The 24452-nt window shown below is 67.1% G+C and carries 22 protein-coding genes; 9 read left to right on the forward strand and 13 right to left on the reverse strand.

Annotation, left to right across the window (positions count from 1 at the left end; genetic code table 11):
* Positions 1–8: 8 nt before the first annotated feature.
* Positions 9–911, reverse strand: coding sequence for an NAD kinase (locus tag AB4850_RS15865; RefSeq protein WP_414443988.1), 903 nt, complete (start codon positions 909–911; stop codon positions 9–11).
* A 111-nt stretch (positions 912–1022) separates the two neighbouring features.
* Here AB4850_RS15865 and hrcA point away from each other — a divergent pair, with 111 nt between their 5' ends.
* The 3 genes from hrcA (at position 1023) to AB4850_RS15880 (ending at position 3688) form a co-directional block, all read left to right on the forward strand.
* Positions 1023–2048, forward strand: coding sequence for a heat-inducible transcriptional repressor HrcA (gene hrcA / locus AB4850_RS15870; protein WP_414443989.1), 1026 nt, complete (start codon positions 1023–1025; stop codon positions 2046–2048).
* A gap of 116 nt (positions 2049–2164) precedes the next feature.
* Positions 2165–3232, forward strand: coding sequence for a ferrochelatase (gene hemH, locus AB4850_RS15875; protein ID WP_414443990.1), 1068 nt, complete (start codon positions 2165–2167; stop codon positions 3230–3232).
* Positions 3233–3280: 48 nt separating this feature from the next.
* Entirely contained in the window at positions 3281–3688 is a 408-nt protein-coding gene (locus AB4850_RS15880; protein WP_414443991.1) for an RNA-binding S4 domain-containing protein, read from the forward strand.
* On the opposite strand, the gene AB4850_RS15885 is transcribed toward AB4850_RS15880, so the two are convergent.
* Positions 3660–3821 (reverse strand): hypothetical protein, encoded by a 162-nt coding sequence (locus tag AB4850_RS15885; RefSeq protein WP_414443992.1) that lies wholly within the window; start codon positions 3819–3821, stop codon positions 3660–3662. The two genes, AB4850_RS15880 and AB4850_RS15885, sit on opposite strands and share 29 nt — an antisense overlap.
* 365 nt (positions 3822–4186) lie before the next feature.
* On the opposite strand from AB4850_RS15885, the gene grpE reads away from it, so the two are divergent.
* From grpE to pabB, 4 genes are all read left to right on the forward strand, one after another.
* The gene (grpE, locus tag AB4850_RS15890; RefSeq protein ID WP_414443993.1) at positions 4187–4741 is read left to right on the forward strand and encodes a nucleotide exchange factor GrpE; all 555 of its coding nucleotides are present in this window, start codon (positions 4187–4189) and stop codon (positions 4739–4741) included.
* Between the two features lie 401 nt (positions 4742–5142).
* Complete coding sequence (dnaK, locus tag AB4850_RS15895; protein WP_414443994.1) at positions 5143–7095, forward strand: molecular chaperone DnaK; 1953 nt, start codon at positions 5143–5145, stop codon at positions 7093–7095.
* 214 nt (positions 7096–7309) lie between these two features.
* Positions 7310–8446, forward strand: coding sequence for a molecular chaperone DnaJ (gene dnaJ / locus AB4850_RS15900; protein ID WP_414443995.1), 1137 nt, complete (start codon positions 7310–7312; stop codon positions 8444–8446).
* 33 nt (positions 8447–8479) lie between these two features.
* Complete coding sequence (gene pabB / locus AB4850_RS15905; protein ID WP_414443996.1) at positions 8480–10342, forward strand: aminodeoxychorismate synthase component I; 1863 nt, start codon at positions 8480–8482, stop codon at positions 10340–10342.
* 86 nt (positions 10343–10428) lie between these two features.
* Here pabB and panB read toward each other — a convergent pair whose 3' ends face one another.
* From panB to hda, 6 genes are read right to left on the reverse strand one after another with little or no spacing between them, the layout of a single operon-like run.
* Positions 10429–11244 carry a 3-methyl-2-oxobutanoate hydroxymethyltransferase gene (gene panB, locus AB4850_RS15910; protein WP_414443997.1) on the reverse strand — a complete coding sequence of 272 codons (816 nt, stop codon included), beginning with the start codon at positions 11242–11244 and terminating at the stop codon, positions 10429–10431.
* Positions 11245–11290: 46 nt separating this feature from the next.
* On the reverse strand, positions 11291–11989 hold the full coding sequence (locus tag AB4850_RS15915; protein ID WP_414443998.1) for a deoxynucleoside kinase: 699 nt from the start codon (positions 11987–11989) through the stop codon (positions 11291–11293).
* Complete coding sequence (gene folK / locus AB4850_RS15920) at positions 11986–12519, reverse strand: 2-amino-4-hydroxy-6-hydroxymethyldihydropteridine diphosphokinase (protein WP_414443999.1); 534 nt, start codon at positions 12517–12519, stop codon at positions 11986–11988. Before folK ends, AB4850_RS15915 begins: the two co-directional genes overlap by 4 nt.
* 29 nt (positions 12520–12548) lie before the next feature.
* Positions 12549–14126, reverse strand: coding sequence for a polynucleotide adenylyltransferase PcnB (gene pcnB, locus AB4850_RS15925; protein WP_414444000.1), 1578 nt, complete (start codon positions 14124–14126; stop codon positions 12549–12551).
* On the reverse strand, positions 14123–14809 hold the full coding sequence (locus AB4850_RS15930; protein ID WP_414444001.1) for an HAD family hydrolase: 687 nt from the start codon (positions 14807–14809) through the stop codon (positions 14123–14125). The genes pcnB and AB4850_RS15930 overlap by 4 nt, the downstream gene beginning before the upstream one ends.
* A 21-nt stretch (positions 14810–14830) precedes the next feature.
* Positions 14831–15568, reverse strand: coding sequence for a DnaA regulatory inactivator Hda (hda, locus tag AB4850_RS15935; protein WP_414444002.1), 738 nt, complete (start codon positions 15566–15568; stop codon positions 14831–14833).
* A 300-nt stretch (positions 15569–15868) separates the two neighbouring features.
* On the opposite strand from hda, the gene purM reads away from it, so the two are divergent.
* A complete protein-coding gene (purM, locus tag AB4850_RS15940; RefSeq protein ID WP_414444003.1) occupies positions 15869–16924 on the forward strand; it encodes a phosphoribosylformylglycinamidine cyclo-ligase in 1056 nt (351 codons plus the stop codon).
* Positions 16925–17022: 98 nt separating this feature from the next.
* Here purM and miaA read toward each other — a convergent pair whose 3' ends face one another.
* Together miaA and mutL are read right to left on the reverse strand one after the other, a co-directional pair.
* A complete protein-coding gene (gene miaA / locus AB4850_RS15945) occupies positions 17023–18000 on the reverse strand; it encodes a tRNA (adenosine(37)-N6)-dimethylallyltransferase MiaA (RefSeq protein WP_414444004.1) in 978 nt (325 codons plus the stop codon).
* Positions 17997–20051 carry a DNA mismatch repair endonuclease MutL gene (gene mutL / locus AB4850_RS15950; protein WP_414444005.1) on the reverse strand — a complete coding sequence of 685 codons (2055 nt, stop codon included), beginning with the start codon at positions 20049–20051 and terminating at the stop codon, positions 17997–17999. The genes miaA and mutL overlap by 4 nt, the downstream gene beginning before the upstream one ends.
* A gap of 192 nt (positions 20052–20243) precedes the next feature.
* On the opposite strand from mutL, the gene AB4850_RS15955 reads away from it, so the two are divergent.
* On the forward strand, positions 20244–20930 hold the full coding sequence (locus AB4850_RS15955) for a VTT domain-containing protein (RefSeq protein WP_414444006.1): 687 nt from the start codon (positions 20244–20246) through the stop codon (positions 20928–20930).
* A gap of 105 nt (positions 20931–21035) precedes the next feature.
* On the opposite strand, the gene AB4850_RS15960 is transcribed toward AB4850_RS15955, so the two are convergent.
* The 3 genes from AB4850_RS15960 to AB4850_RS15970 form a co-directional block, all read right to left on the reverse strand.
* A complete protein-coding gene (locus AB4850_RS15960) occupies positions 21036–21851 on the reverse strand; it encodes a mechanosensitive ion channel family protein (RefSeq protein WP_414444007.1) in 816 nt (271 codons plus the stop codon).
* A 104-nt stretch (positions 21852–21955) separates the two neighbouring features.
* Positions 21956–22807 carry a class II glutamine amidotransferase gene (locus AB4850_RS15965; RefSeq protein WP_414444008.1) on the reverse strand — a complete coding sequence of 284 codons (852 nt, stop codon included), beginning with the start codon at positions 22805–22807 and terminating at the stop codon, positions 21956–21958.
* A gap of 174 nt (positions 22808–22981) precedes the next feature.
* Positions 22982–24406, reverse strand: coding sequence for a mannose-1-phosphate guanylyltransferase/mannose-6-phosphate isomerase (locus AB4850_RS15970; RefSeq protein WP_414444009.1), 1425 nt, complete (start codon positions 24404–24406; stop codon positions 22982–22984).
* Positions 24407–24452 lie beyond the last annotated feature (46 nt).

Raw genomic sequence — 24452 nt, forward strand, 5'->3', positions numbered from 1 at the left:
CGGCCGCGTCAGGATTCCGGATCGTCGTCGTGCGACGGATGCTCGTTCCAGTGCAGCTTCTTGCGCAGCGTCGTGTAGAAGCTGTAGCCGACCGGATGCAGGAACGGCACCGTGTGGCGCGAGCGGCGCACCTCGATGGTGTCGTTCAGTTGCAGCGCCGTGAACGACTGCATGTCGAAGTTCACGTTGACGTCGCGCCCGCCGATGATCTGGATGCCGACCTTGACGTCGTCGGGCAGCACGATCGGCCGGTTCGACAGCGCGTGCGGGGCGATCGGCACCAGCACGATGCCCTGCAGTTGCGGATGCAGGATCGGGCCGGCCGACGACAGCGCGTAGGCCGTGGAGCCGGTGGGGGTGGCCACGATCAGGCCGTCCGAGCGCTGGTTGTACATGAAGCGGCCGTCCACCGAGACCCGCAATTCGGCCATCCCGGAGAAGCCGCTGCGGTTCACCACCACGTCGTTGAAGGCCAGCGCGTGATAGATCGGCTCGCCGTTGCGCACGATGCGCGCCTCGAGCAGCGTGCGTTCCTCGCGCTCGAAGCTGCCCGACAGCATCAGCGGCACCAGGTCGAGCATCTCGGAGGCCGAGATATCGGTGATGAAGCCCAGCCGGCCATGGTTGATGCCGATCAGCGGGGTGCGGTAGGGGGCAAGCTGGCGGCCGATGCCGAGCATGGTGCCGTCGCCGCCGAGCACGATCGCGACGTCGGCGCGCGCGCCGATTTCGGTGGGTGTCAGCGCCGGATGGCCCTTGATGCCGTATTCTTGCGCGGTGGCTGCCTCGAAGACGACTTCGAGCCCTCGCTTCACGATGGCAGCGGCCAGCGCGGCGAGCGGTTCGGCGATGCCGGGGGTGTTGCTGCGCCCGACGAGCGCCACGGTCTGGAACTGGTTGCCGGTATTCATGGCGGCATTACACCATAGCTGGATGACGAAAAGGAACCGGCCGGGAGGCCGAGGGCGCCTCGGCGCCGCAACCCTCGCGGGCGCCGCGCGCTTGCGCTAGAATTTTCGACCATGTTAGATCCCCGCGCACGCACCCTCCTGAAAACCCTGATCGAACGGTATATCGCCGACGGTCAGCCGGTCGGCTCGCGCACGTTGTCCCGGTATTCCGGGCTCGAGCTGAGCCCGGCCACCATCCGCAACGTGATGTCCGACCTGGAGGAGCTTGGCCTCGTTTCGAGCCCGCACACCTCCGCCGGGCGCGTACCGACGCCGCGCGGCTATCGGCTGTTCGTCGACACCATGCTGTCGGTCGAATCGCCGATCGACAGCGACGCGCTCACACGGCTCGTGCAAACCACCCTGCAGGCGGGCGAGCCGCAGCAGAAGGTGGTGGCCGCCGCCGCCAGCGTGCTGTCCAACCTGTCGCAGTTCGCCGGCGTGGTGCTGACCCCGCGCCGCAGCCATGTGTTCAAGCAGGTCGAATTCATGCGGCTGTCCGACAAGCGAATCCTGCTGATCATCGTCACGCCCGAGGGCGACGTGCAGAACCGCATGATGGCCACCCAGCGCGATTATTCGCCGTCGCAACTGACCGAGGCCTCGAACTATATCAACGCCAATTTCGCCGGGCTGTCGTTCGACGAGGTGCGCCGCCGTCTGCGCGAGGAAATCGACGCGCTGCGCGACGACGTGACCGCACTGATGCACGCCGCCGTCACGGCCAGCACCGAAACGCCCGACGACGGCGACACGCTGCTGATCTCGGGCGAGCGCAACCTGCTCGAAGTGGCGGATCTGTCGTCCGACATGGCGCGGCTGCGCAAGCTGTTCGACGTGTTCGACCAGAAAACCAGCCTGCTGCAACTGCTCGACGTGTCGAGCCATGCGCAGGGCGTGCAGATCTTCATCGGCGGGGAATCGACGCTGGTGCCGATCGACGAGATGAGCGTCGTCACCGCGCCGTACGAGGTGAACGGCAAGATCGTCGGCACGCTCGGCGTGATCGGGCCGACGCGGATGGCCTACAACCGCGTGATCCCGATCGTCGACATCACGGCGCGGCTGCTGTCGCTGACCTTGAGCGGCAACCAGTAAGCCGTTCGCTATTGCCCCGATTGGCGCGTCGGCCTTTCGCCGGCTCGTGTCGCCGGGTCGTGGGCCGTCGCTATAATGAGGCTCGTTCGATCCGGTGCCCAGGCCCATCCCCGTTCATGCGTTTTGATCTCGAGCCGCCGTCGCAACACGCGCCGGCGCATCGCATCGCTGTCCTGCTCGTCAATCTCGGCACGCCCGACGCGCCCACGCCGGGCGCCGTGCGGCGCTATCTGGCGCAATTCCTGTCCGATCCGCGCGTGGTGGAAATCCCGAGCATCGCCTGGCAGCCGATCCTGCGCGGCCTGATCCTGCCGTTCCGCTCGCGCGCCTCGGCGAAGAAATACGCGACCGTCTGGACGCCCGAAGGCTCGCCGTTGCGCGTGCACACCGAGCGTCAGGTCGAAGGCCTGCGGCCGCTGTTCGCCGCCAACGGCTATCAGGTGATGGTCGATTACGCGATGCGCTACGGCACGCCCGACATCGGCACGGTGCTCGGCCAGTTGAAGCACGCGGGCGCGGAACGGGTGCTGCTGATGCCGCTGTATCCGCAGTATTCGTCGTCCACCACGGCCACCGCGTTCGATGCGGCGTTCGCCGCGCTGGGGCGCATGCGCAACCAGCTCGAAGTGCGCACGGTGCGCCACTACGCCGACCATCCCGCCTATATTCATGCGCTGGCCGAGCAGGTGCTGCATTACTGGGCCGAGCACGGTCGCCCCGATTTCTCGGCCGGCGACAAGCTGGTGCTCAGTTTCCACGGCGTGCCGAAGCGCACGCTCGACCTCGGCGATCCGTACCATGACCAGTGCCAGCAAACGGCGGCGCTGCTGATCGCCACGCTCGGTCTCGGCTCGCTCGAATGCCTCGTCACGTTCCAGTCGCGCTTCGGCAAGGCCGAATGGCTGCAACCGTACACGGCGCCGACGCTGCGCGAACTCGGCGCGGCCGGCGTCAAGCGCGCCGACGTGTTCTGCCCCGGCTTCACGTCCGATTGCCTCGAAACCATCGAGGAAATCGGCATGGAAGTGCGCGACGAATTCCTGCATGCCGGCGGTGGCGCGTTCCACCGCATTCCGTGCCTGAATGCGTCGCCGGCCTGGATCGACGCGCTGGGCCAGATCGTCGCGGAAAACCTGCAGGGCTGGCCGGCGCGCGTGGCGGTGCCGGCCGAGACGGCCGCCTGAACCGGGGCGCCCGAGCCTCATTCACCGTCACGAAGCGGAATCAAGCCGATGAACTACCGGATTTCGACCGAACCGGGCGCCAAGCTGCGGATCGACAAATGGCTATGGGCGGCGCGCTTTTTCAAGACGCGCTCGCTGGCCACCGACGCCGTCGAGAAGGGCCGGGTGCGGATCGGCGGCGCGGCCGTCAAGCCGTCGAAGGACGTGCGGGTGGGCGATCGCGTGGAAATCACGATCGAAACGGTGGTCTGGCAAGTGGAAGTGCTCGGGATCTGCGACCTGCGCGGCCCGGCCAGCATCGCCCAGACCTTGTATTCGGAAACCGCGGAAGGGCGGGCGAAACGGCTTGCCGAACTCGATCGGCGGCGGCATTATCGCGAGCCGGCCGCCGAGATGCACGGCCGCCCGACCAAGCGCGACCGACGGATCATCGACAAACTTTCGAATGGGCGCTGAAGGTGGGCTCGAACGTCGCCCGCGCGCTGCCGTATTCGGTGGTGCGATCGGTGACGGCGCCCGACATGCAGATGGTGGTGGTGCCGGCCACGAGTACCAGCGCGACCACCGAAATGACAAAGGTCAATTTCACGGTACTCCCCTTGGGACGGCCAGCGGAACGGGTCCGCAATCGGAAGGCGGCGGCCGGTGAGTGGTGCGCGCGCGCTGTGCGTCGTTCGAAACGATCCGACGAATCGGGCCGCGCCGGGGTGGGTCCGGGCAGCCTCAGACGCAGTGTAGTTCAGCGTCCGGGGCCGATCCAGTGGGGCGGTGGTAACGGTTGTTACGGCCGGTTGCGGGTCGATCCTGCCGATCGAACGCGAACCGCCGAAAGACCCTCTTGAAATTGTTGTTTTCGGCCCTATGTGGGTTTCAGTTGCTCGGCAGGCAGGCCACGGGCCTTGTCCGCAACGTGCCGCCGGGCTGGCTTTCATTCACCCAATCGATTTCAGCGACATGGAAAACACGCAAGAGAATCCGGCTGCTCAACCGGCCGACGAAACCGGCCGCGATGCACAGGCTGCTCAGCCGGCCCAGGCCGACGTGCCTCAGGCCGCCGAAGCCGACGCCGCGCTGGCCGAAGCGCAAGCCAAGGTTGCCGAGCTGCAGGAGCACTTCCTGCGCGCGAAGGCCGAAACCGAAAACGCGCGCCGCCGTGCACAGGAAGACGTCGCCAAGGCGCACAAGTTCGCCATCGAAAGCTTCGCCGAGCACCTGCTGCCGGTGATCGACAGCCTCGAAGCGGCTGTGGGCGACACGTCGGACGACGTCGCGAAGATTCGCGAAGGCGTCGAACTGACGTTGCGCCAGCTCAACAACGCGCTCGAAAAGGGCCGTGTGAACGTGATCAACCCGGTGGGCGCGAAATTTGATCCGCATCAGCATCAGGCGATCTCGATGGTGCCGGCCGAGCAGGAAGCCAACACCGTCGTCAACGTGTTGCAAAAGGGCTATACGATTGCCGACCGCGTGCTGCGCCCGGCGCTCGTGACGGTCGCGCAGCCGAAGTAAGCAAAAAGGAAGGCGGCGCGCCCCGAGCGCGCCCCTCAGGTTGGGGAGGCCGGCGGGAAAGCCGGCCGGCGGCGCGTGGGTCCTGATCCGCGCCGCGATGAAGCCGGTTCGCACTCGGCGAACCGCAAGGCGATGCCGCCGGCTGGCCCGACATGGATCGCCCCGTGCGTCGTTTCCTCGCTTGCCCGTTGTCGTTTTTCGGGGTCGGATTGTTTCGGCCCCGATCGCCGTTCGGCCGCGTGCCGCCGGCGATTGAAAAAATTGAATAGCCGCATCGCGTTCGGGGTCTTGAAAACGGCGCGGTCGCACCTATTTCGTGTGCAGAGTTGAATTCGGCGCGGCAAAACCGGGAAAAAGCCCCGAAAAGCCGCAGCAAACAGCGTTTCTGGAGATTACGAAAAATGGGAAAGATCATCGGTATTGACCTCGGCACCACGAACTCGTGCGTGGCCGTGATGGAAGGCAATCAGGTCAAGGTCATCGAGAATTCGGAAGGCACCCGCACCACGCCGTCGATCATCGCTTACATGGACGACAACGAAGTGCTGGTCGGTGCGCCCGCCAAGCGTCAATCGGTGACCAACCCCCGTAACACCCTGTTCGCGGTCAAGCGCCTGATCGGCCGTCGCTTCGAAGAGAAGGAAGTCCAGAAGGACATCGGCCTGATGCCGTACGCCATCGTCAAGGCCGACAACGGCGACGCCTGGGTCGAAGCGCACGGCGAAAAGCTGGCGCCGCCGCAGGTGTCGGCCGAAGTGCTGCGCAAGATGAAGAAGACGGCCGAAGATTACCTCGGCGAAACCGTCACGGAAGCCGTGATCACGGTGCCGGCGTACTTCAACGACAGCCAGCGCCAGGCCACCAAGGATGCCGGCCGCATCGCCGGCCTCGAAGTGAAGCGCATCATCAACGAGCCGACCGCGGCCGCGCTCGCGTTCGGCCTGGATAAAGCCGAAAAGGGCGACCGCAAGATCGCCGTGTATGACCTGGGCGGCGGCACGTTCGACGTCTCGATCATCGAAATCGCCGACGTCGACGGCGAAATGCAGTTCGAAGTGCTGTCGACCAACGGCGACACGTTCCTCGGCGGCGAGGATTTCGACCAGCGCATCATCGATTACATCATCGGCGAGTTCAAGAAGGAGCAGGGCGTCGACCTGTCGAAGGACGTGCTCGCGCTGCAACGCCTGAAGGAAGCCGCTGAAAAGGCCAAGATCGAGCTGTCGTCGAGCCAGCAGACCGAAATCAACCTGCCGTACATCACGGCCGACGCATCGGGCCCGAAGCACTTGAACCTGAAGATCACGCGCGCCAAGCTGGAAGCGCTGGTCGAGGATCTGGTCGAGCGCACCATCGAGCCGTGCCGCACCGCGATCAAGGATGCCGGCGTCAAGGTGTCGGACATCGACGACGTGATCATGGTCGGCGGCCAGACGCGCATGCCGAAGGTACAGGAGAAGGTGAAGGAATTCTTCGGCAAGGACCCGCGCCGTGACGTGAACCCGGACGAAGCCGTCGCGGTTGGCGCGGCGATCCAGGGCCAGGTGCTGTCGGGCGACCGCAAGGACGTGCTGCTGCTCGACGTGACCCCGCTGTCGCTCGGCATCGAAACGCTCGGCGGCGTGATGACGAAGATGATTAACAAGAACACCACGATCCCGACCAAGCACGCTCAGGTCTACTCGACGGCCGACGACAACCAGGGCGCCGTGACGATCAAGGTGTACCAGGGCGAACGCGAGATGGCCATCAGCAACAAGGCGCTCGGCGAGTTCAACCTGGAAGGCATTCCGCCGGCACCGCGCGGCGTGCCGCAGATCGAAGTGACGTTCGACATCGACGCGAACGGCATCCTGCACGTCGGCGCGAAGGACAAGGCGACCGGCAAGGAAAACAAGATCACGATCAAGGCGAACTCGGGCCTGTCCGACGCCGAAATCGACCAGATGATCAAGGACGCCGAAGCGAACGCGGCGGAAGATCAGAAGCTGCGCGAGCGCGCCGATGCCCGCAACCAGGGTGACGCGCTGGTCCACAGCACGAAGAAGGCGGTCGCGGAATACGGCGACAAGCTCGACGCGGGCGAGAAGGATAAGATCGAAGCGGCACTGAAGGAACTGGAAGACGTGCTGAAGGATCACGCGGCCGAGAAGGACGTGATCGACGCGAAGGTCGAAGCGCTGTCGACGGCCTCGCAGAAGCTCGGCGAGAAGATGTACGCCGACATGCAGGCGCAGCAGGCAGGCGCCGCGGCAGCCGGCGGTGCAGCCGGTGCGGAAGGTGCCCACGCGGGTGCCGCGAACGCGGCCGACGATGTCGTCGATGCCGACTTCAAGGAAGTGAAGAAGGACTAAGTCGGGCCGCGGCCGTGCCGCGCGGCACGGCCGCCACCGATTCGATCCGTCACTGCCGGACGGTCCGGATCACCCTGCGCCTGGCGGGCCTCACGGCCCTCCGGGCACATTTGTTTTATGGCGGGACGGTGCGCGAGCGCCGTTCTACAGGTCGCAAGACTTTACTGGAAGCGAGAGGAGCCGCTCGCGCATCGCGTGTGGCGGCATTACCGATATGGCGAAACGGGATTACTACGAGGTTCTGGGCGTTGCGAAGAACGCGAGCGACGACGAAATCAAGAAGGCATATCGCAAGCTCGCGATGAAGTACCACCCCGACCGCAATCCGGACAGCAAGGATGCGGAAGAGCGTTTCAAGGAGGGCAAGGAAGCCTATGAAATGCTCTCGGACGAACAGAAGCGTGCCGCGTACGATCAGTACGGCCACGCGGGCGTCGATCCGAACATGGGCGGTGCCGGCGCACAGGGCTTCGGCGGCTTTGCCGACGCATTCGGCGACATCTTCGGCGACATCTTCGGCCAGGCCGCGGGCGGCGCTTCGCGCGGCGGCCGTGGCGGCCCGCAGGTGTATCGCGGCGCCGACCTGCGCTACAGCATGGAGATCACGCTCGAACAGGCCGCGCACGGCTACGAGACACAGATCCGCGTGCCGAGCTGGGTATCGTGCGAAGTCTGTCACGGCAGCGGCGCGAAGCCGGGCACCAAGCCCGACACCTGCCCGACCTGTCATGGCCAGGGCTCGGTGCGCATGTCGCAGGGCTTCTTCAGCATCCAGCAGACCTGCCCGAAGTGCCATGGCACCGGCACCTACATTCCCGATCCGTGCGCGCACTGCCACGGCTCGGGCAAGGTGAAGGAAACCAAGACGCTGGAAGTGAAGATCCCGGCCGGCATCGACGACGGCATGCGGATTCGCTCGGCCGGCAACGGCGAGCCGGGCATCAACGGCGGGCCGTCGGGCGATCTGTATGTGGAAATCCACATCAAGTCGCACTCGGTGTTCGAGCGCGATGGCGACGATCTGCACTGCCAGATGCCGATCGCGTTCACCACGGCTGCGCTGGGTGGCGATATCGAGGTGCCGACGCTGGCCGGCCGCGCATCGTTCCCGGTGCCGGAAGGCACGCAGTCGGGCAAGACGTTCCGTCTGCGCGGCAAGGGCATCAAGGGCCTGCGTTCGAGCATTGCCGGCGATCTCTACGTGCACGTGCAGATCGAAACGCCGGTCAAGCTGACCGATTCGCAGCGCGATCTGCTCAAGCAGTTCGAGAAGTCGCTGGCTGAAGGCGGTGGCCGTCACAGCCCGCAAGGCAAGAGCTGGTTCGACCGCGTGAAGAGCTTCTTCGAGTGATCGACGCGCGGCCGGCATCATGATTCTCGCCACATGACTCACGACGAAGCGGGCGCGCCGTTCGCGCTCCTCGACGATTGCGACTCGACCGCGTCCGCGCGGTCGAGTCGTTTGTACACGGGCTATGTGCACGAACGGACGTGCACCGACCCGGCGCAGCTCGATGCGGTGTGCGCGGCCGTGGCCGCCGATCTCGACGGCGGGCTGCATGCGCTGGTGCTCGGCGATTATGCGTTCGGCCGCAACCTGCAGCGCGGCGTGGCGGGCAGCGCACCGCTGCGCTTCCTGCTGTTTGCCGGGCTGCAGCGGCTCTCGCGCGACGAGGCCGATGCGTGGCTCGCCGCGCATGATGAGCACGCAGGGCAGGATGCAGCCGAGCCGTCGGCGGCCGGCGTGGCGCGCTTGCAAAAGAGCGTCACGCGCGAAGCCTTCGATGTGTCGATCGACGCGATCCATGCCGCGCTGCGCGCCGGCGATTCCTATCAGGTCAACTACACCTACCGGCTCGGCTTCGACGCCTACGGCTCGCCGCTCGCGCTGTATCGGCGGCTGCGTGCGCGGCAGGCGGTGCGTTACGGCGCGCTGATCGCGTTGCCCGACGCGCGCTGGATTGTCTCGTGCTCGCCCGAACTGTTTGTCGAGAAGGCGGGCGCGCGGCTGCGCACGCGGCCGATGAAGGGCACCGCGCCGCGTTCGGCCGATGCGGCCGCCGACGCACGCGCAGCCAGCTTTCTCGCCAACGACGCAAAGAACCGCGCCGAGAACGTGATGATCGTCGACCTGCTGCGCAATGACGTGTCGCGCGTCGCGGTCACGGGATCGGTGGGCGTGCCGGCGCTGTTTACGGTCGAGCCGTATGCGTCGGTGTGGCAGATGACCTCGACCGTCGAGGCCGAGGCGCGGCCCGACGCCGGCTTCGCCGACATGCTGCGCGCGCTGTTTCCGTGCGGCTCGATCACCGGCGCGCCCAAGCACGCTACGATGGCGCTGATCGATGCGATCGAATCGACGCCGCGCGGGCTGTACACCGGCGCGCTCGGCTGGCTCGACGCCGCGCCGGCCGGCAGCGCGTGCGGCGATTTCTGTCTGTCGGTGACGATCCGCACGCTGTCGCTCGATGCGCCGCGTGCCGACGGTTACCGGCCCGGCATGATGGGCGTCGGCGCGGGCATCGTGCTCGACAGCGCGGCGGCCGACGAATATGCGGAGTGCGAATTGAAAGCGAAATTCCTGACCGATGCCGACCCCGGCTTCCAGTTGTTCGAAACGATGCAGGCGACGCGCGCCGGCGGCGTGCGCCATCTCGATCGCCATCTCGCGCGGCTTGGCGCCAGCGCCGAGGCGCTCGGCTTCGCGTTCGACGCGACGGCCGTGCAGGCGCGGATCGCGGCGCAGGTGGGCGCGATAGATGGTGACGATGCGTATCGCCTGCGCGCGGCGCTGTCGAAAGACGGCACGCTGGCCCTGACGGGCGCGGCGCTCGCACCGCTGGCTTCGCCCACCGTTGCGGTGCTGCTGGCGAGCGAGCACGGTTTCGCGCCGATGCGCTCGTCGGATCTGCTGCTCGCGCACAAGACCACGCGCCGCGCCGAATACGATCGCGCCTGGCGCGAGGCCGAGGCGGCGGGCGCGTTCGACATGCTGTTCGTCAACGAGCGTGGCGAGCTGACCGAAGGGGGGCGCAGCAACGTGTTCGTGCGGCTCGACGGCCGCTGGTTCACGCCGCCGCTGGCCAGCGGCCTGCTGCCGGGCGTGATGCGCGCGGCGCTGCTCGACGATGCCGGGTTCGGCGCCAGCGAACGGGTGCTGACGCCCGACGATCTGGCGCGTGCCGATGGCCTGCTGATCTGCAACGCGTTGCGTGGTGCGGTGGAGGCGACGTTGCGGCGCATTTGAACCACCCGGATCACGGCACCATGAAAAAAGCGCGGCACCCGGTCAGGGTGCCGCGCTTTTTTATCCGCAGCGGCCGCCGCGCTCGCTCAGAACGAATGCTCGGGGCCGGGGAAGCTGCCGTCCTTGACGGCGCGCACATAGGCTTCGACCGCCGCGAAGATGCTCGGCTGGCCGTGCATGAAATCCTTGACGAAGCGCGGGCGCTTGCCGGGAAACACGCCCAGCATGTCGTGCAGCACCAGCACCTGGCCCGAGCAGCTCGCGCCGGCGCCGATGCCGATGGTCGGCGTGGTGATTGACTGCGTCAGTTCCGAGGCGAGCAGCGTCGGCACCGCTTCGAGCACCATCAACTGGCCGCCGGCCTGCTCCAGCGCCTTCGCGTCGCGCAGCAGTTGCGCCGCGCCGGCCTCGGTCTTGCCCTGCACCTTGAAGCCGCCGAACGCGTGCACCGATTGCGGCGTGAGCCCGAGGTGCGGACACACCGGAATCGCGCGCTCCACCAGGAAGCGCACCGTCTCGGCCAGCCATTCGCCGCCTTCGAGCTTGACCATCTGCGCGCCCGCGCGCATCAGCTTCACCGAGCTGTCGAACGCCTGGGCCGGCGTGCCGTAGGTGCCGAACGGCAGGTCGGCCACGATCAGCGCGCGCGGTTGGGCGCGCGCCACGCAGGCCGTGTGATACGCGATCTCGTCGAGCGTGACCGGCAGCGTGGTGGCCTGGCCTTGCAGCACGTTGCCGAGCGAATCGCCGATCAGCAGCGCGTCGACGCCGGCGCGGTCGAGCAGCGCCGCGAAGCTGGCGTCGTAGCAGGTCAGCATCGCGATCCGGTCGCCGGCCTCGCGCATCTGCTGCAGCTTCGGCACGGTAACGGCCGGTCGGCTCGATTCCTGGAGATAGGTCATGGGGAGATCCGGTTCGTGAGAAAACACAGGCGGCCACCGACGCGTTTCAGCGGTCGGCGCCACCCTTGACGAAGGATTCCTTGCGGCCGCGCATGGTTTCGATGCGGGTCATCAGCAGTGCAAGGTCGTCGGGCGAGTCGAGCGGATTCAGGTGTTCCGCGGCGACGGTGAGGACCGGCGTGCGGTCGTAGTGGTAGAAGAATTCGTTGTAGGCGTCGCACAGCGAGCGCAGGTAGGCGTCGCCGATCTGCAGCTCCATCGGGATGCCGCGCTTCTGGATGCGCGCGTAGAGCACCTCGGGGCTGGCCTGCAGATACACGACCAGATCGGGCGCCGGGGCCGGCACGTCGATCCGTTCGGCGAGCGTGCGATAGAGCTGCCATTCGTCGTCGCCGAGCGTGAGCCGCGCGAAGATGTCGTTCTTCTGCGGCATGAAATCGGCCACCAGCGCGAGGCCGGCGGCTTGAGCCGCAGCCAGCTCCTGCGCCTGCTGCGCGCGCTGCAATGCGAACGACAACTGCGCCGGCAGCGCATGACGTGCGCCTTCGCGGTAGAAGCGTTCGAGAAACGGGTTGTCCTGCGGGCGTTCGAGCAGCGTGCGCATCGCCCAGCGTTCGGCGATCAGCTGCGCGAGCGTGGTCTTGCCGACGCCGATCGGCCCTTCGACCGCGATATGGCGATAGGGCGGGCGCGAATCGGGCGGTGTGACGGTCAGCGGTGCGGCAGTCGACGGCGTGGCGTTCATGGGCAGCGGCTTTTGTCGTTCGCGGCCTTCATCGCCATCAGGCACTGGCAGGTTTGGACCTTCTCGATGCGCTGATCCGACACCGCCGTCAGGAATGCCTGCGCGCTGCCGTGGATCGGGATCGCCAGCGCCGGATCGAGCTCGATCAGCGGCACCAGCACGAAGGCGCGGCCCGTGAGGCGCGGATGGGGCACCACCAGGTCGGGTTCGTCGATGGTGTGTTCGCCGTACAGCAGGATGTCGATGTCGAGCGTGCGCGGCGCGTTGTGGAACGGCCGCTCGCGGCCGAAGTGGTGCTCGATCTGCTGGCACAGCTTCAGCAATTCGCGCGCCGGCAGCCGCGTCTCGATCTTGACCGCGCAGTTGTAGTAATCGTCGCCGCCCGCGTCGATCGGGGCCGTACGATAGAGGCTCGATTTGCCGAGCACGACGACCGCGCCGCACTGTTGCGCGAGGCAGACCACCGCATCCTTCAATGCCTGGCGCGCATCGCCGAGATTCGCGCCGAGCCCGAGATAAGCAACCGTCATGGCATCCACTTCCTGCGTCGTCCGGCGGCTCAGTCGTCCGCGTCCGCTGCCGGCGTATCCGTTGCCGGTGCGGTGCCGTCGTCGGGCCGCCGGTTACGCACGCCGCCACGGCGGCGGCGCTTGCGCGGGGCGGCCGCGGCGGGGTCGCGCGGCGTGCCCGAGGTCAGCAGCGCTTCGCGAGCGGCGACATCGCCGTCCATGAAATCCGTCCACCACTGCGCCACCGATTCGTCCAGTTCGCCGGACTCGCAGCGCAGCAGGAGGAAATCATACCCCGCTCTAAATCTTTGGTGTTCCAGCAGCCGGATCGCGCCGCGGCCCGAGCGCTTCTCGAGGCGCAGTTGCAGGCCCCAGATTTCACGCATGTCGGCCGAGTAGCGCTTGTGGATCGCGAGCTTCTCGGTCTGCATTTCGAGCACGTCGTCCATCGCGCGTTGCAGTGCGGGCACCGGGAACTCGCCGTTCGCGACGTTCTGGTTCCAGCGCTGGCGCATGTCGTGCCAGAGCAGCGTGGCGAACAGGAAACCCGGCGAAACCGACTTGCCGGCGCGCACTCGCGCATCGGTGTTGTTCAGCGCGAGCGTGATGAACTTCTCGCCCTGCGGCTGTTCGAGCACCACGTCGAGCAGCGGCAGCAGGCCGTGATGCAGGCCCTCGCTGCGCAGTTGCTTGAGGCAGGCCAGCGCGTGGCCCGACAGCAGCAGCTTCAGCATTTCGTCGAACAGGCGCGCGGCCGGGACGTTGCCGATCAGGTCCGCCAGCGGCTTGATCGGGTCGCGCGTATGGGGTTCGATGTCGAAACCGAGCTTGGCCGCGAAGCGCGCCACGCGCAGCATCCGCACCGGATCTTCACGATAGCGCGTGGCCGGATCGCCGATCATGCGCAAGAGTCGTGCGCGCATGTCGGCCATGCCGTCGTGGTAATCGAGCACCGTTTGCGTCGCGGGGTCGTAGTACATCGCGTTGATCGTGAAGTCGCGGCGGGCCGCGTCTTCGTGCTGCTCGCCCCAGACGTTGTCGCGCAGCACGCGGCCGCTCGCGTCGACCGCGTGGGTGCGGCGGTCGAGCTCGTCGCGCTTCAGGCGGCGCGGCGGGGCGGCATCGTCGGCGGGCGCGGGGGCCGAGGCGGGGGCGTCGGCCGGCGCATCGACGAGCGCGCGGAACGTCGACACCTCGATCAGCTCCTGGCCGAACTGCACGTGGACGATCTGGAACCGGCGGCCGATCACGCGGGCGCGGCGGAACAGGCGCTGCACCTCGGTGGGCGTGGCGTCGGTGGCGACGTCGAAATCCTTCGGTGCGATGCCGAACAGCAGGTCACGTACCGCGCCGCCTACGATGAAGGCGCGGAACCCGGCCTGCTGCAGCGTGTCGGTCACGCGCACGGCGTTGCGCGAGATCAGCGAGGGATCGATGCCATGCACGGCGGCCGGCACGATGGTGGGATCGGTGCGACTCGCGGCGACCTTGGCGGCGTCGCGTGCGGCCTGCTTTTTCGCTGCGGCGATGGCCTCAGGCGAGGAATCGGGGGCGCCGGAATGCGGGGCGTCGTCGTGGGCGGCGGTGTCGTCCTGCCCGAGCAGCTTGCGGATGAATTTTTTGATCACGAGGCTTGGAAGAGTTCGAGGATGCGCCAGCCTTGCTCGCGGGCATGGGCGCGCAGCGTGTCGTCGGGGTTGGTGGCGATCGGGTCGGTGACTTTCGCGAGCAGCGGAATATCGTTGTGCGAATCGCTGTAGAAATAGCTGTGTTCGAAATCGGCCAGCGATTTGCCGAGCGAGGCGAGCCACGCTTCGGTGCGCGCGATCTTGCCTTCGCGAAAGCTCGGCAGGCCGGTGGCGCGGCCGGTCAGGTCGGAGGCCGGGTGGCCGTCGACGGTTTCGACTTCGCAGGCGATCAGCGTTTCGACGCCGAAGGCCGTGGCGATCGGCCGCGTGACGAAGGCGTTGGTGGCCGTGACGATGCAGCACAGATCGCCGGCTTCACGGTGCTGGCGGACCAGATCGACGGCGGCCGGCAGCATGGCCGGGCGGATCACCTCGTGCATGTACTGCTCGTGCCAGGCGTCGAGCTGGGCGCGCGGATGCTTCGCGAGCGGCGCCAGCGCGGCGGCCAGATAGGCGTGGATGTCGAGCGTGCCGGCTTTGTAGTCGGCGTAGAAGCGGTCGTTTTGCGCGCGGAAGCGCTCCGCATCGACGAGGCCGAGCTTGATCATGAAGCGACCCCATTCGTGGTCGCTGTCGGTGGGGATCAGCGTGTGATCGAGGTCAAAGAGTGCCAGATTTGTCATGGAGGGGCATTTTACTTGAAGCTACTTGATCCGGCCGGAAGCGCCGGCCGCGACGGCCGCTTCGCGCTCCAGCGTGGCCAGCAGCGTACGCAGCAGCGGCAGCGTCACGGCGCGTTTCTGTTCGAGCGAGAAGCGATCGAGTGCATCGAGGAGGGCCATCAGGCTCGGCATGTCGCGCCGGTAATGGGTGAGCAGGTAGGCGGGCACGTCGTCGGCGATCGCGATGCCGCGATCCTTGGCGGCCCGCTTGAAGACGGCGGCCTTGTCGGCGTCCGACAGCGGCGCGAGATGGAACACCAGGCCCCAGCCGAGCCGCGTGCGCAGGTCCTCGCGCACGTCGAGCGCGAGCGGTGCGGCCGGCCCCGCGCCGACGAACGCGCTCGACGGATGGGCGCGCACCTCGTTGAACAGGTTGAACAGGGCGATCTGCTGGGTGTCGCTCATCGCGTCGATGTCGTCGACCGCATACAGCGAGACGCGCGGGTCGAACGCGATCGCGCCGAGCGGGCTTTGCGGCGTCAGGTAGCGCGCGCTGCCGTAGGAGGTGTCGTAGACGAGCGCTTGCAGCAGATGGCTGCGGCCGCTGCCGGCCTCGCCCCAGACGTAGAACGAACGGTCGGCCACCGGGCCGGCCGCGAGCGCGAGATCGAGCCGGCGCAGCCGCGACACGAGTTCGTGGTTCGCGCCGATGGTGAAATTCTCGAAGGTCCGGGGCGGCGGGGTACCGAGGTCGAGCGTCAGTTGACGGGTGGCGGTCACGATGCGGATCGGTCGAGGTCGGGCGCGCGCCATGCGCCGGCGGCCGTGCCGGAGCCGCCGCGCCGATGCGCAAACGCCACGGCGCAGGCAACCGCACGCGGCGTGCCGCCAGGGCGCGCAGGCCCTGAACGGCGCGGCCCGCGCGGCGGCGCATGGCGCGGCGCGGCGGGCACGATGGCCTGCGATGAAATCGGGGACGATTCGGACACGATGGTTTCCGTCGAAAGATCGGCGCGGTAATTCGGCCGGGCGTCCGGCTTCGGGTAAAATCGCATTTTACCGACCTTCTCGCATTCCCCCATGACTTCTCCGAAATCCGCTCCCGACGCCCAAGGTCTTTCCTACCGTGATGCGGGCGTCGACATCGACGCGGGCGACGCGCTCATCGACAAGATCAAGCCCTTTGCGAAGAAAACGCTGCGCGAAGGCGTGCTCGGCGGGATCGGCGGATTCGGCGCACTGTTCGAAGTGCCCAAGCGTTACAAGGAACCGGTGCTCGTGTCGGGCACCGACGGCGTCGGTACCAAGCTGAAGCTGGCGTTCCACCTGAACCGCCACGATACGGTCGGCCAGGATCTGGTCGCGATGAGCGTCAACGACATCCTCGTGCAAGGCGCCGAGCCGCTGTTCTTCCTCGATTACTTCGCGTGCGGCAAGCTCGACGTCGACACGGCCGCCGACGTGATCAAGGGCATCGCGAAGGGCTGCGAGCTGTCGGGCTGCGCGCTGATCGGCGGCGAAACCGCGGAAATGCCGGGCATGTACCCGGATGGCGAATACGATCTGGCCGGCTTTGCCGTCGGTGCGGTCGAAAAGAGCAAGATCATCGACGGCAGCACGATCGCCGAGGGCGACGTGGTGCTGGGCCTGGCGTCGAGCGGTATCCACTCGAACGGCTTCTCGCTGGTGCGCAAGATCATCGAGCGCGCGAATCCCGATCTGAACGCCGAATTCGACGGCCGCACGCTGGCCGATGCGCTGATCGCGCCCACGCGCATCTATGTCAAGCCGCTGCTCGCGCTGATGGCGAAGCTGCCGGTCAAGGGCATGGCCCACATCACCGGTGGCGGCCTGGTCGAGAACATCCCTCGCGTGCTGCGCGAAGGCCTGACGGCCGAGCTCGACCAGAACGCATGGACGCTGCCGCCGCTGTTCCAGTGGCTGCAACAGCACGGCGGCGTGGCCGACGCGGAAATGCATCGCGTGTTCAACTGCGGCATCGGCATGGCCGTGATCGTGTCGGCAGCGGATGCCGATGCGGCCGTGGCCGACCTGAGCGCCGCCGGCGAGCAGGTCTGGAAGATCGGCAAGGTGCGTGCGACGCGCGAAGGCGAGGCGCAGACGGTGGTGGTTTGACGCATGCCGGTGTGATGGCTGCATGAAATGCAGAAGGGCCGCGATGCGAATCGCGGCCCTTCTTGTTTGCCGGCACGCCCGCGCAATCGCCGGGCGCTTCAGCCGTTCGCGGCGAGCACGCGTTCGACCGCATCCACCGCGCGCGCCGGCGCATCGTCGGCGCAGCAATCCACCACGATCCGCTCGGGCATCGAGCGCAGCCAGGTCAATTGACGCTTGCAGAGCTGGCGCGTGGCGAACACGCCCTTGTCGCGCATCGTCGTGTAATCGGTTTCACCGTCCAGATATTCCCAGGCCTGCCGGTAGCCGACGCAGCGCATCGACGGCAGCCCCAGATGCAGATCCTCGCGGCGGCGCAGCCGTTCGACCTCATCGATGAAGCCGGCTTCGAGCATCGCGTCGAAGCGCGTGGCGATGCGCGCGTGCAGGACCGAGCGGTCCGACGGTTCGAGCGCGACCGGCACGAAGCGGTAGCGCCGCGCGGCATCATCCTCGCGCGGCGGCGCGGCGAGCAGCGCCGACATCGGCTGGCCGCTCAGCATGAACACCTCGAGCGCGCGCTGGATGCGCTGCGCGTCGTTCGGCGCGAGCCGCGCGGCGGTGGCCGGGTCGATGTCGGCCAGCCGCGCATGCAGCGCGGGCCAGCCGTCGCGCGCGGCGTCCTCGTCGAGCTGCGCGCGCACGGCCGGGTCGGCGGCGGGCAGATCGTTGAGGCCCTGCGTCAACGCCTTGTAGTACAGCATCGTGCCGCCCGCGAGCAGCGGCAGCCGCCCGCGCGCGACGATCTCGCCGACCAGCCGCAGCGTGTCGGCGCGGAAATCGGCGGCGGAATAGGCGTCGGCGGGATCGATGATGTCGATCAGGTGATGCGGCGCGCGTTCGCGCTCATCGCGGCTCGGCTTGGCCGTGCCGATATCCATGCCGCGATAGACCAGCGCCGAATCGACGCTGACGATCTCGACCGGATGGCGCGCGGCCAGTGCGAGCGCGGCGGCGGTCTTGCCCGAGGCGGTGGGGCCGAGCAGGCAGGCGACCGTGAGGCGCGCGGGGGCGTCGGGGCGGTGCGGCGCGCTCATTGACCGCGCATGAACAGGCGGTCGAGATCGCCGAGCGTCAGTTGATACCAGGTCGGGCGGCCGTGATTGCACTGGTCGGCGCGTTCGGTGGCTTCCATCTGGCGCAGCAGCGCGTTCATTTCGTCGAGCGTGAGGCGGCGGTTGGCGCGCACCGCGTGATGGCAGGCCAGCGTGCCCAGCAGTTCGTGCTGGCGCTCGGTCAGCACGCGCGAGCCGCCGAATTCGTGCAGATCGGCCAGCACGGCGCGCGCGAGCGTCTGCAGGTCGGCATCCTTGAGCAGCGCCGGCACCGCGCGGATCGCGAGTGTGGTGGGCGACAGCACGGCCAGATCGAAACCGAGCGCGTCGAGCGTCTCGCGTTCCTCTTCCACCACGCCGATTTCCACCGGCGTGGCCGCCATCGATACCGGCAGCAGCAGCGGCTGCACGGCGATCGCCTTGTCGGTCAGCGCGTTCTTGAACTGCTCGTAGAGAATCCGTTCGTGTGCCGCGTGCATGTCGACGATCACGAGCCCCTGCGCGTTCTGCGCCAGCACGTAGATGCCGTGCACCTGGCCGAGCGCGAAGCCGAGCGGCTGGTCGTCGTGCGCGGCATGCGCCGGCAGCGTGCCGGGCGTCGCGCCGAACGGGGTGGGCGACGGTTCGGCGGCCAAGGCGTTGCCGGCCGAGGACGTGCCGGTGGCGTCCTTGCGGCCGTACAGGGCGTCGTAGAGCGCGAGCGGTTGCGCGACCGGCAGCGTGCCCTGGGTCATGCGCGACTGGCGCATCCAGTTGCTGCCGGCGTGGTTGCCGGCAGCGCCGCCGCCGCCGAAGCCACCGCCAAGGCGGCTCTCGGCCAGATTGCCGATGCCGCCGGCGCCGCCAGCCGCATTGCCCGCCGTGCTGTCGCCAGCCCCCGCGCCCAGCGCGAGCGCCGGGCGCTCGAACACGGCCGGCGCGCCCGACGGCGTCAGATGCGCGGCATGGCCGCCCGCCGTGGTTTCCGGCGAAGCGCCCGCGTGCCGTGCCAGCGCGCGCTGCACGGCGTGGAACACGTATTGGTGGATCGAGCGCGAATCGCGGAACCGCACCTCGATCTTCGACGGATGGACGTTGACGTCGACCGCTTCCGGCGGCAAATCGAGGAACAGCACGTAGGACGGATAGCGGTCGCCGTGCAGCACGTCCTCGTAGGCCGCGCGCACCGCGTGCGTGAGCAGCTTGTCGCGCACGAAGCGGCCGTTGACATAGAAATACTGCTGATCGGCGCGCCCGCGGCTGGCCGTGGGCAGGCCCGCGCAGCCGTAGACGGCCAGCGGCCCGGCCCGTTCGTCGAGCGGCAGATGGGCAGTGGCGAAGCTGTCGCCGAGGATCTTCGAGACGCGCACCGGCGGTTCGCTCGCGTTCCAGTGCTCGACGGCCTTGCCGTTGTGCAGCACCGAGATCGCCACATCGGGCCGCGCCAGCGCCGCGCGGCGGATCATTTCGAGGCAATGGCCGAACTCGGTCTGCTCGCTCTTGAGGAACTTTCGGCGCGCCGGCGTGTTGAAGTAAAGCTCGCGCACTTCGATCGTCGTGCCGCGCGTGCCGGCCGCCGGCGACAGCGCGCCGGTGTCGGCGTCGATGCGCGTGGCGTGCGACGCCTGCTCGGTGCGGCTCGTGATCGACACGTCGGCCACCGACGCGATCGAGGCCAACGCCTCGCCGCGAAAGCCCAGCGTGGCGACCGATTCGAGTTCGTCGAGCGAGCGGATCTTGCTGGTCGCGTGGCGCATCAGCGCGAGCGGCAGTTCGTTTTCGGGGATGCCGCAGCCGTCGTCGGTGATCGAGATGCGCTTGACCCCGCCTTCGTCGAGCACGATGCGCAGGCTCGATGCCCCGGCGTCGAGTGCGTTTTCGAGCAGTTCCTTGACGACGGATGCGGGACGCTCGACCACCTCGCCAGCCGCGATCTGGCTGATCAGCTGGTCGGGCAGCGGCTGGATCGCACGCAGCGGGCGCGGGCCGGGCGCAGGCACGGCCGGGGAGGCGGTGCCGGCGTCATCGGCGGCGGAATCGGTGAATTCGGACATGGCGGAATTATAACGACGCCGCGGCCGGCTCACCGACGGCGCATCCGGCCCCTTGCATCCATCCGCTTGCATCCTTATCTCGCGGCGTTTTTTTCACGGGCCCTTAAGCTTCTTTCGGTATCATTCCCGCGGTCGCGCTTGGTCTTCAGGCGCTGCCGCTCCTGCACTGTCTCGAATTTGAGGGAAACGCATTTGGATACGCTGCTCCATTTTTTCGGTCTCGTCCTGCACATCGATGCGTTCCTCGGCCAGTTCATCCGGCAGTACGGCGCCTGGGTGTATCTGGTGCTGTTCCTGATCGTGTTCTGCGAGACCGGGCTGGTGATCCTGCCCTTCCTGCCCGGCGATTCGCTGCTGTTCATCGCCGGCGCGTTCGCCGCCTCGGGCGAGATGAGCCTGGCAGGCCTGATCGTGCTGCTGCTGGTGGCGGCCACGCTCGGCAATACCGTCAACTACCTGATCGGCCGCGCGATCGGCCCGAAGGTGTTCGACACGCGGGTGCCGGTGCTCGAGCGCTTTCTCGACCGCGCCGCGCTGCAAAAGACGCACAACTTCTACGAGCGCCATGGCGGCAAGACGCTGGTGGCCGCGCGCTTCATTCCGGTGGTGCGGACCTTCGCGCCGTTCGTGGCCGGCGTGTCGCAGATGGGTTTCGCGCGCTTCCAGTTCTTCAATATCGCCGGCGCGTTGCTGTGGGTGCTGCTGCTCACGCTGCTCGGCTATTTCTTCGGCAACATCCCGTTCATTCGCCACTACCTGAACGTGATCGTGCTGGTCGGGATCGGCGCGGCTGCCGTGCCGGTGGTGATCGGCGCGCTGTGGAAGCTGTTTCGCGGCCGCTCGAATGCGCCGCGTACCGGCGAGCAGGGACGCGGCTGACGGTCCGCACCGCGCCCGTATCGCGCAACGCACGCCGTGCAATCGACAACGCCCGCTCTGATCGAGCGGGCGTTGTTTTATGTGGCTTCCGGGTAGCCGCCGGCGTCAGTCCGCCGAGCGCTGGATCGTCGGCGTTTCGGGCGTCGGATAGCCTGCGTCGCGCAGCGTATCGAGGATCGCGTGCTGGCCGTCGCAATAGACCTGCCAGTAGGTGCCCGGCGGCGTGCTCGGGCGCACGAACAGCAGCGGGCCTTCCGGCGTGAACTGCAGGATGCCGATGTCGGGCGCGGGTGCCGTCATCACGTTCGGGATCTTCAGGATCGCCTCGCGCAGCTTGGCGATCGCTTCCACCGCATCGACGCCGTTCGCGATCTTCGCGGTCAGATCCACGCGACGGTGCGTCGTCGCACTGTAGTTCGAGATCGTGTCCGAGAAGATCTTGTTGTTGCCGACGATCGTGACGACGTTGTCGCCCGTCAGCATCGTCGTGCTGAACAGGCCCAGTTCCTTGACGGTGCCGCTGACGCCCGCCGCCGAGATCGAATCGCCCACCTTGAACGGGCGCAGCACCTGCAGGAACACGCCTGCCGCGAAATGCGCCAGCAGGCCGCCCCAGGCCGTGCCGACCGCGAGGCCGATGCCCGCCAGCAGCGCGGCGAACGAGGTCGTCTGGACGCCGAACACTTGCAGGATCGCGAGGATCAGGACGACCGTCAGCAGCACGCTGACCACCGAGGACAGGTAAAACGCGAGGGTCGTGTCGACCTTGCCGCTGCGCTGCACGAGCCGGCCGAGCAGGCGCGTGGCGAGCCGGATCAGCCAGCGGCCGACGATCCACAGCGCGATCGCCGCGATCACCTTGAGGCCGAAATCCATGCCGCGCGTCAACAGGAATTGCTGCGCGTTTGCGAGATCCACCATACGTTCTCCTGAACGATGAAATCGGGGCGCGACATGCGCCCGGCTACGCAGTTATACCTGCGCGAGCCGGCCGGAGCAACCGGCCGAGATCGATCGTGATGGAGTCAGCGATGCGCGCCGTTGTGCGGGGTGCGCGGCGTGAACGGCACCTGTTCGACGGTGCCTTGGTGCGCGACGATCGCCGTGCTTTCGGGGATCTCCTCCCAGGCGTTCGGCAGATCGACGAGCGGCTCCGACAGCACCAGGAACGCGTCGTCGCCCACCGCCGCGATGCGCGGATCGTCGGGGTAGAGCTCGTGCAGATGGCGGAACGAGGTGCTGTGGAACAGCGTGCGCGACTGGCGCTCGCTCGAATAGCGCACCGCGACGATGCGTTCGCCGTCGGTGGCGCACACCGTCATGTTGATCGGGTTCTCGACGCGGTGTCGCGCAGCCGCTTCCTCGATCGCGCCGACCATCCGCTCGAGCGCCGGCAGCGGCGTGTGTTCGAGGCCGAACGTCAGCGCCAGGTGGAACATCACTTCGGAGTCCGTCGAACCTTCGACCGAGTGGAACAGCGCCGGATCGATGCGCATCATCAGGTCATGACGCAGCTTGTGATAGCGGCGGATCAGGCCGTTATGGACGAACAGCCAGCGGCCGTGCCGGAACGGGTGACAGTTGGTTTCCTGGATCGGCGTATCGGTGGCCGCGCGAATGTGCGCGACGAAGTGTGGCGAGTGGATCGCGCGCGCCGCTTCGCGCAGGTTGCGATCGTTCCAGGCCGGGTGGACCGAGCGGTAGCGGAACGGGATTTCGTCGCGACCGCCGTACCAGCCGATGCCGAAGCCGTCACCGTTGGTGGTGGTCGCGCCCAGGCGCGAGTGCAGGCTTTGGTCGATCAGGGAATGGCGAGCGCGGAACAGGACGGTTTCGAGCTGGATGGGGTTGCCGGTGTAGGCGAGCCAGCGGCACATGGGGGGAGCCTCCTGCAGCGATTGGGCGGGCGCGCGGGAACGTCACGCCGAAGCCGGACGGGATGCTGGCGAGGATAGCGGAAAACGTGGCGGTGGGGCGGGAAGGGGGCCGTGCTGCCCGGGGTGTGCAGCACGGACGCGCGCCGCAAATGCGGCGCGCGCAGGGTGCGATGCTTACTTCGGTGCGCGGCCGTAGGTGTCCTCGAAGCGGACGATGTCGTCCTCGCCGAGGTAAGAACCCGATTGCACTTCGATCAGTTCGAGCGGGATCTTGCCCGGGTTGCTGAGACGGTGCGTGGCGCCGAGCGGAATGTAGGTCGACTGGTTTTCCGTCAACATGATTTCCTTGTCGCCGTTGGTGACCAGCGCGGTGCCCTTCACGACGATCCAGTGTTCGGCGCGGTGGTGGTGCATCTGAAGGCTCAGTTGCGCGCCGGGTTTCACGACGATCCGCTTCACCTGGAATCGCTCGCCCTGGTCGATGCCTTCGTAGTCGCCCCACGGGCGAATCACGCGGCGATGCGTGATCGATTCGTGGCGGCCGGAGGCGTTGAGCCATTCGACGATTTTTTTGACGTCCTGGGTCTTGTCGCGGTGGGCGACGAGCACGGCATCGGCGGTTTCGACGATCACGAGGTTGTCGACGCCGATGGCGGCGACCATGCGGTGTTCGGCGCGGACGTAGGTGTTCGTCGTGTCGTGAGAAAACACGTCGCCGATTTGCGTATTGAGCGCGGCGTCGCGTTCGGCGATATCGGCCAGTGCGCTCCAGGAGCCGATGTCGTTCCAACCCAGGTCCGCTGCTTCCACGACGGCCGCACGGTCGGTTTTTTCCATGACGGCATAGTCGATGGAGATGTTCGGGCAGGCACCGAACACTTCGCTATCGAGGCGGACGAAATCCGCGTCCTTCTGAGCGGTTTCCAGCGAGCGCTGTGCATTCTGTGCGATTTCCGGCGCGTGACGTTCGAGCTCCTCGATATACGTCGAGGCTTTCAGCATGAACATCCCGCTGTTCCAGTAGTAGCGGCCATCCGCGAGGAAGCGAGCGGCGGTTTCCGAATCGGGTTTCTCGACGAACGCGTCGACGTGATAAACAGCCTTTCCATCAACCACCGGCGTGCCGCGGCGAATGTAGCCGTAACCGGTGTGGGCCTCGGTCGGGGCGATCCCGAAGGTCACGAGATGGTTGTCGGCCGCGACGGAGGCCGCTTCGAGCGTCGCTTGAATGAAGGCCTCCTCGTTCTGGATGATCTGATCCGAGGGCAGTACCAGCAGCATGGCGTCCGGCGACTCGCGCAATGCAAGCAGCGCGGCGATCGCGATTGCGGGCGCGGTGTTGCGGCCGACCGGTTCGAGCACGACGGTCGAGGGTGTCACGCCGACCTGGCGGAATTGCTCCGCAACAAGAAAGCGTTGTTCGTTGTTCGTGACCACGATGGGATTGGCGACATCGGGAATATGAACGGCGCGCAATGCGGTTTGCTGCACCAGTGTCTCGTCGCCCGTGAGTTTCAGATACTGTTTGGGGTACCCGCCGCGCGACATGGGCCAAAGACGAGTACCGCTGCCGCCACACAGAATTACTGGAAAAATCATTGGCTGCTCCACAATAGGAATGTACAGGCCGCTCGATTTTCAATCG

It is taken from the genome of Burkholderia sp. 22PA0106 (genome assembly GCF_047497155.1).
In the GTDB taxonomy this organism is placed as follows: Bacteria; Pseudomonadota; Gammaproteobacteria; order Burkholderiales; family Burkholderiaceae; genus Burkholderia.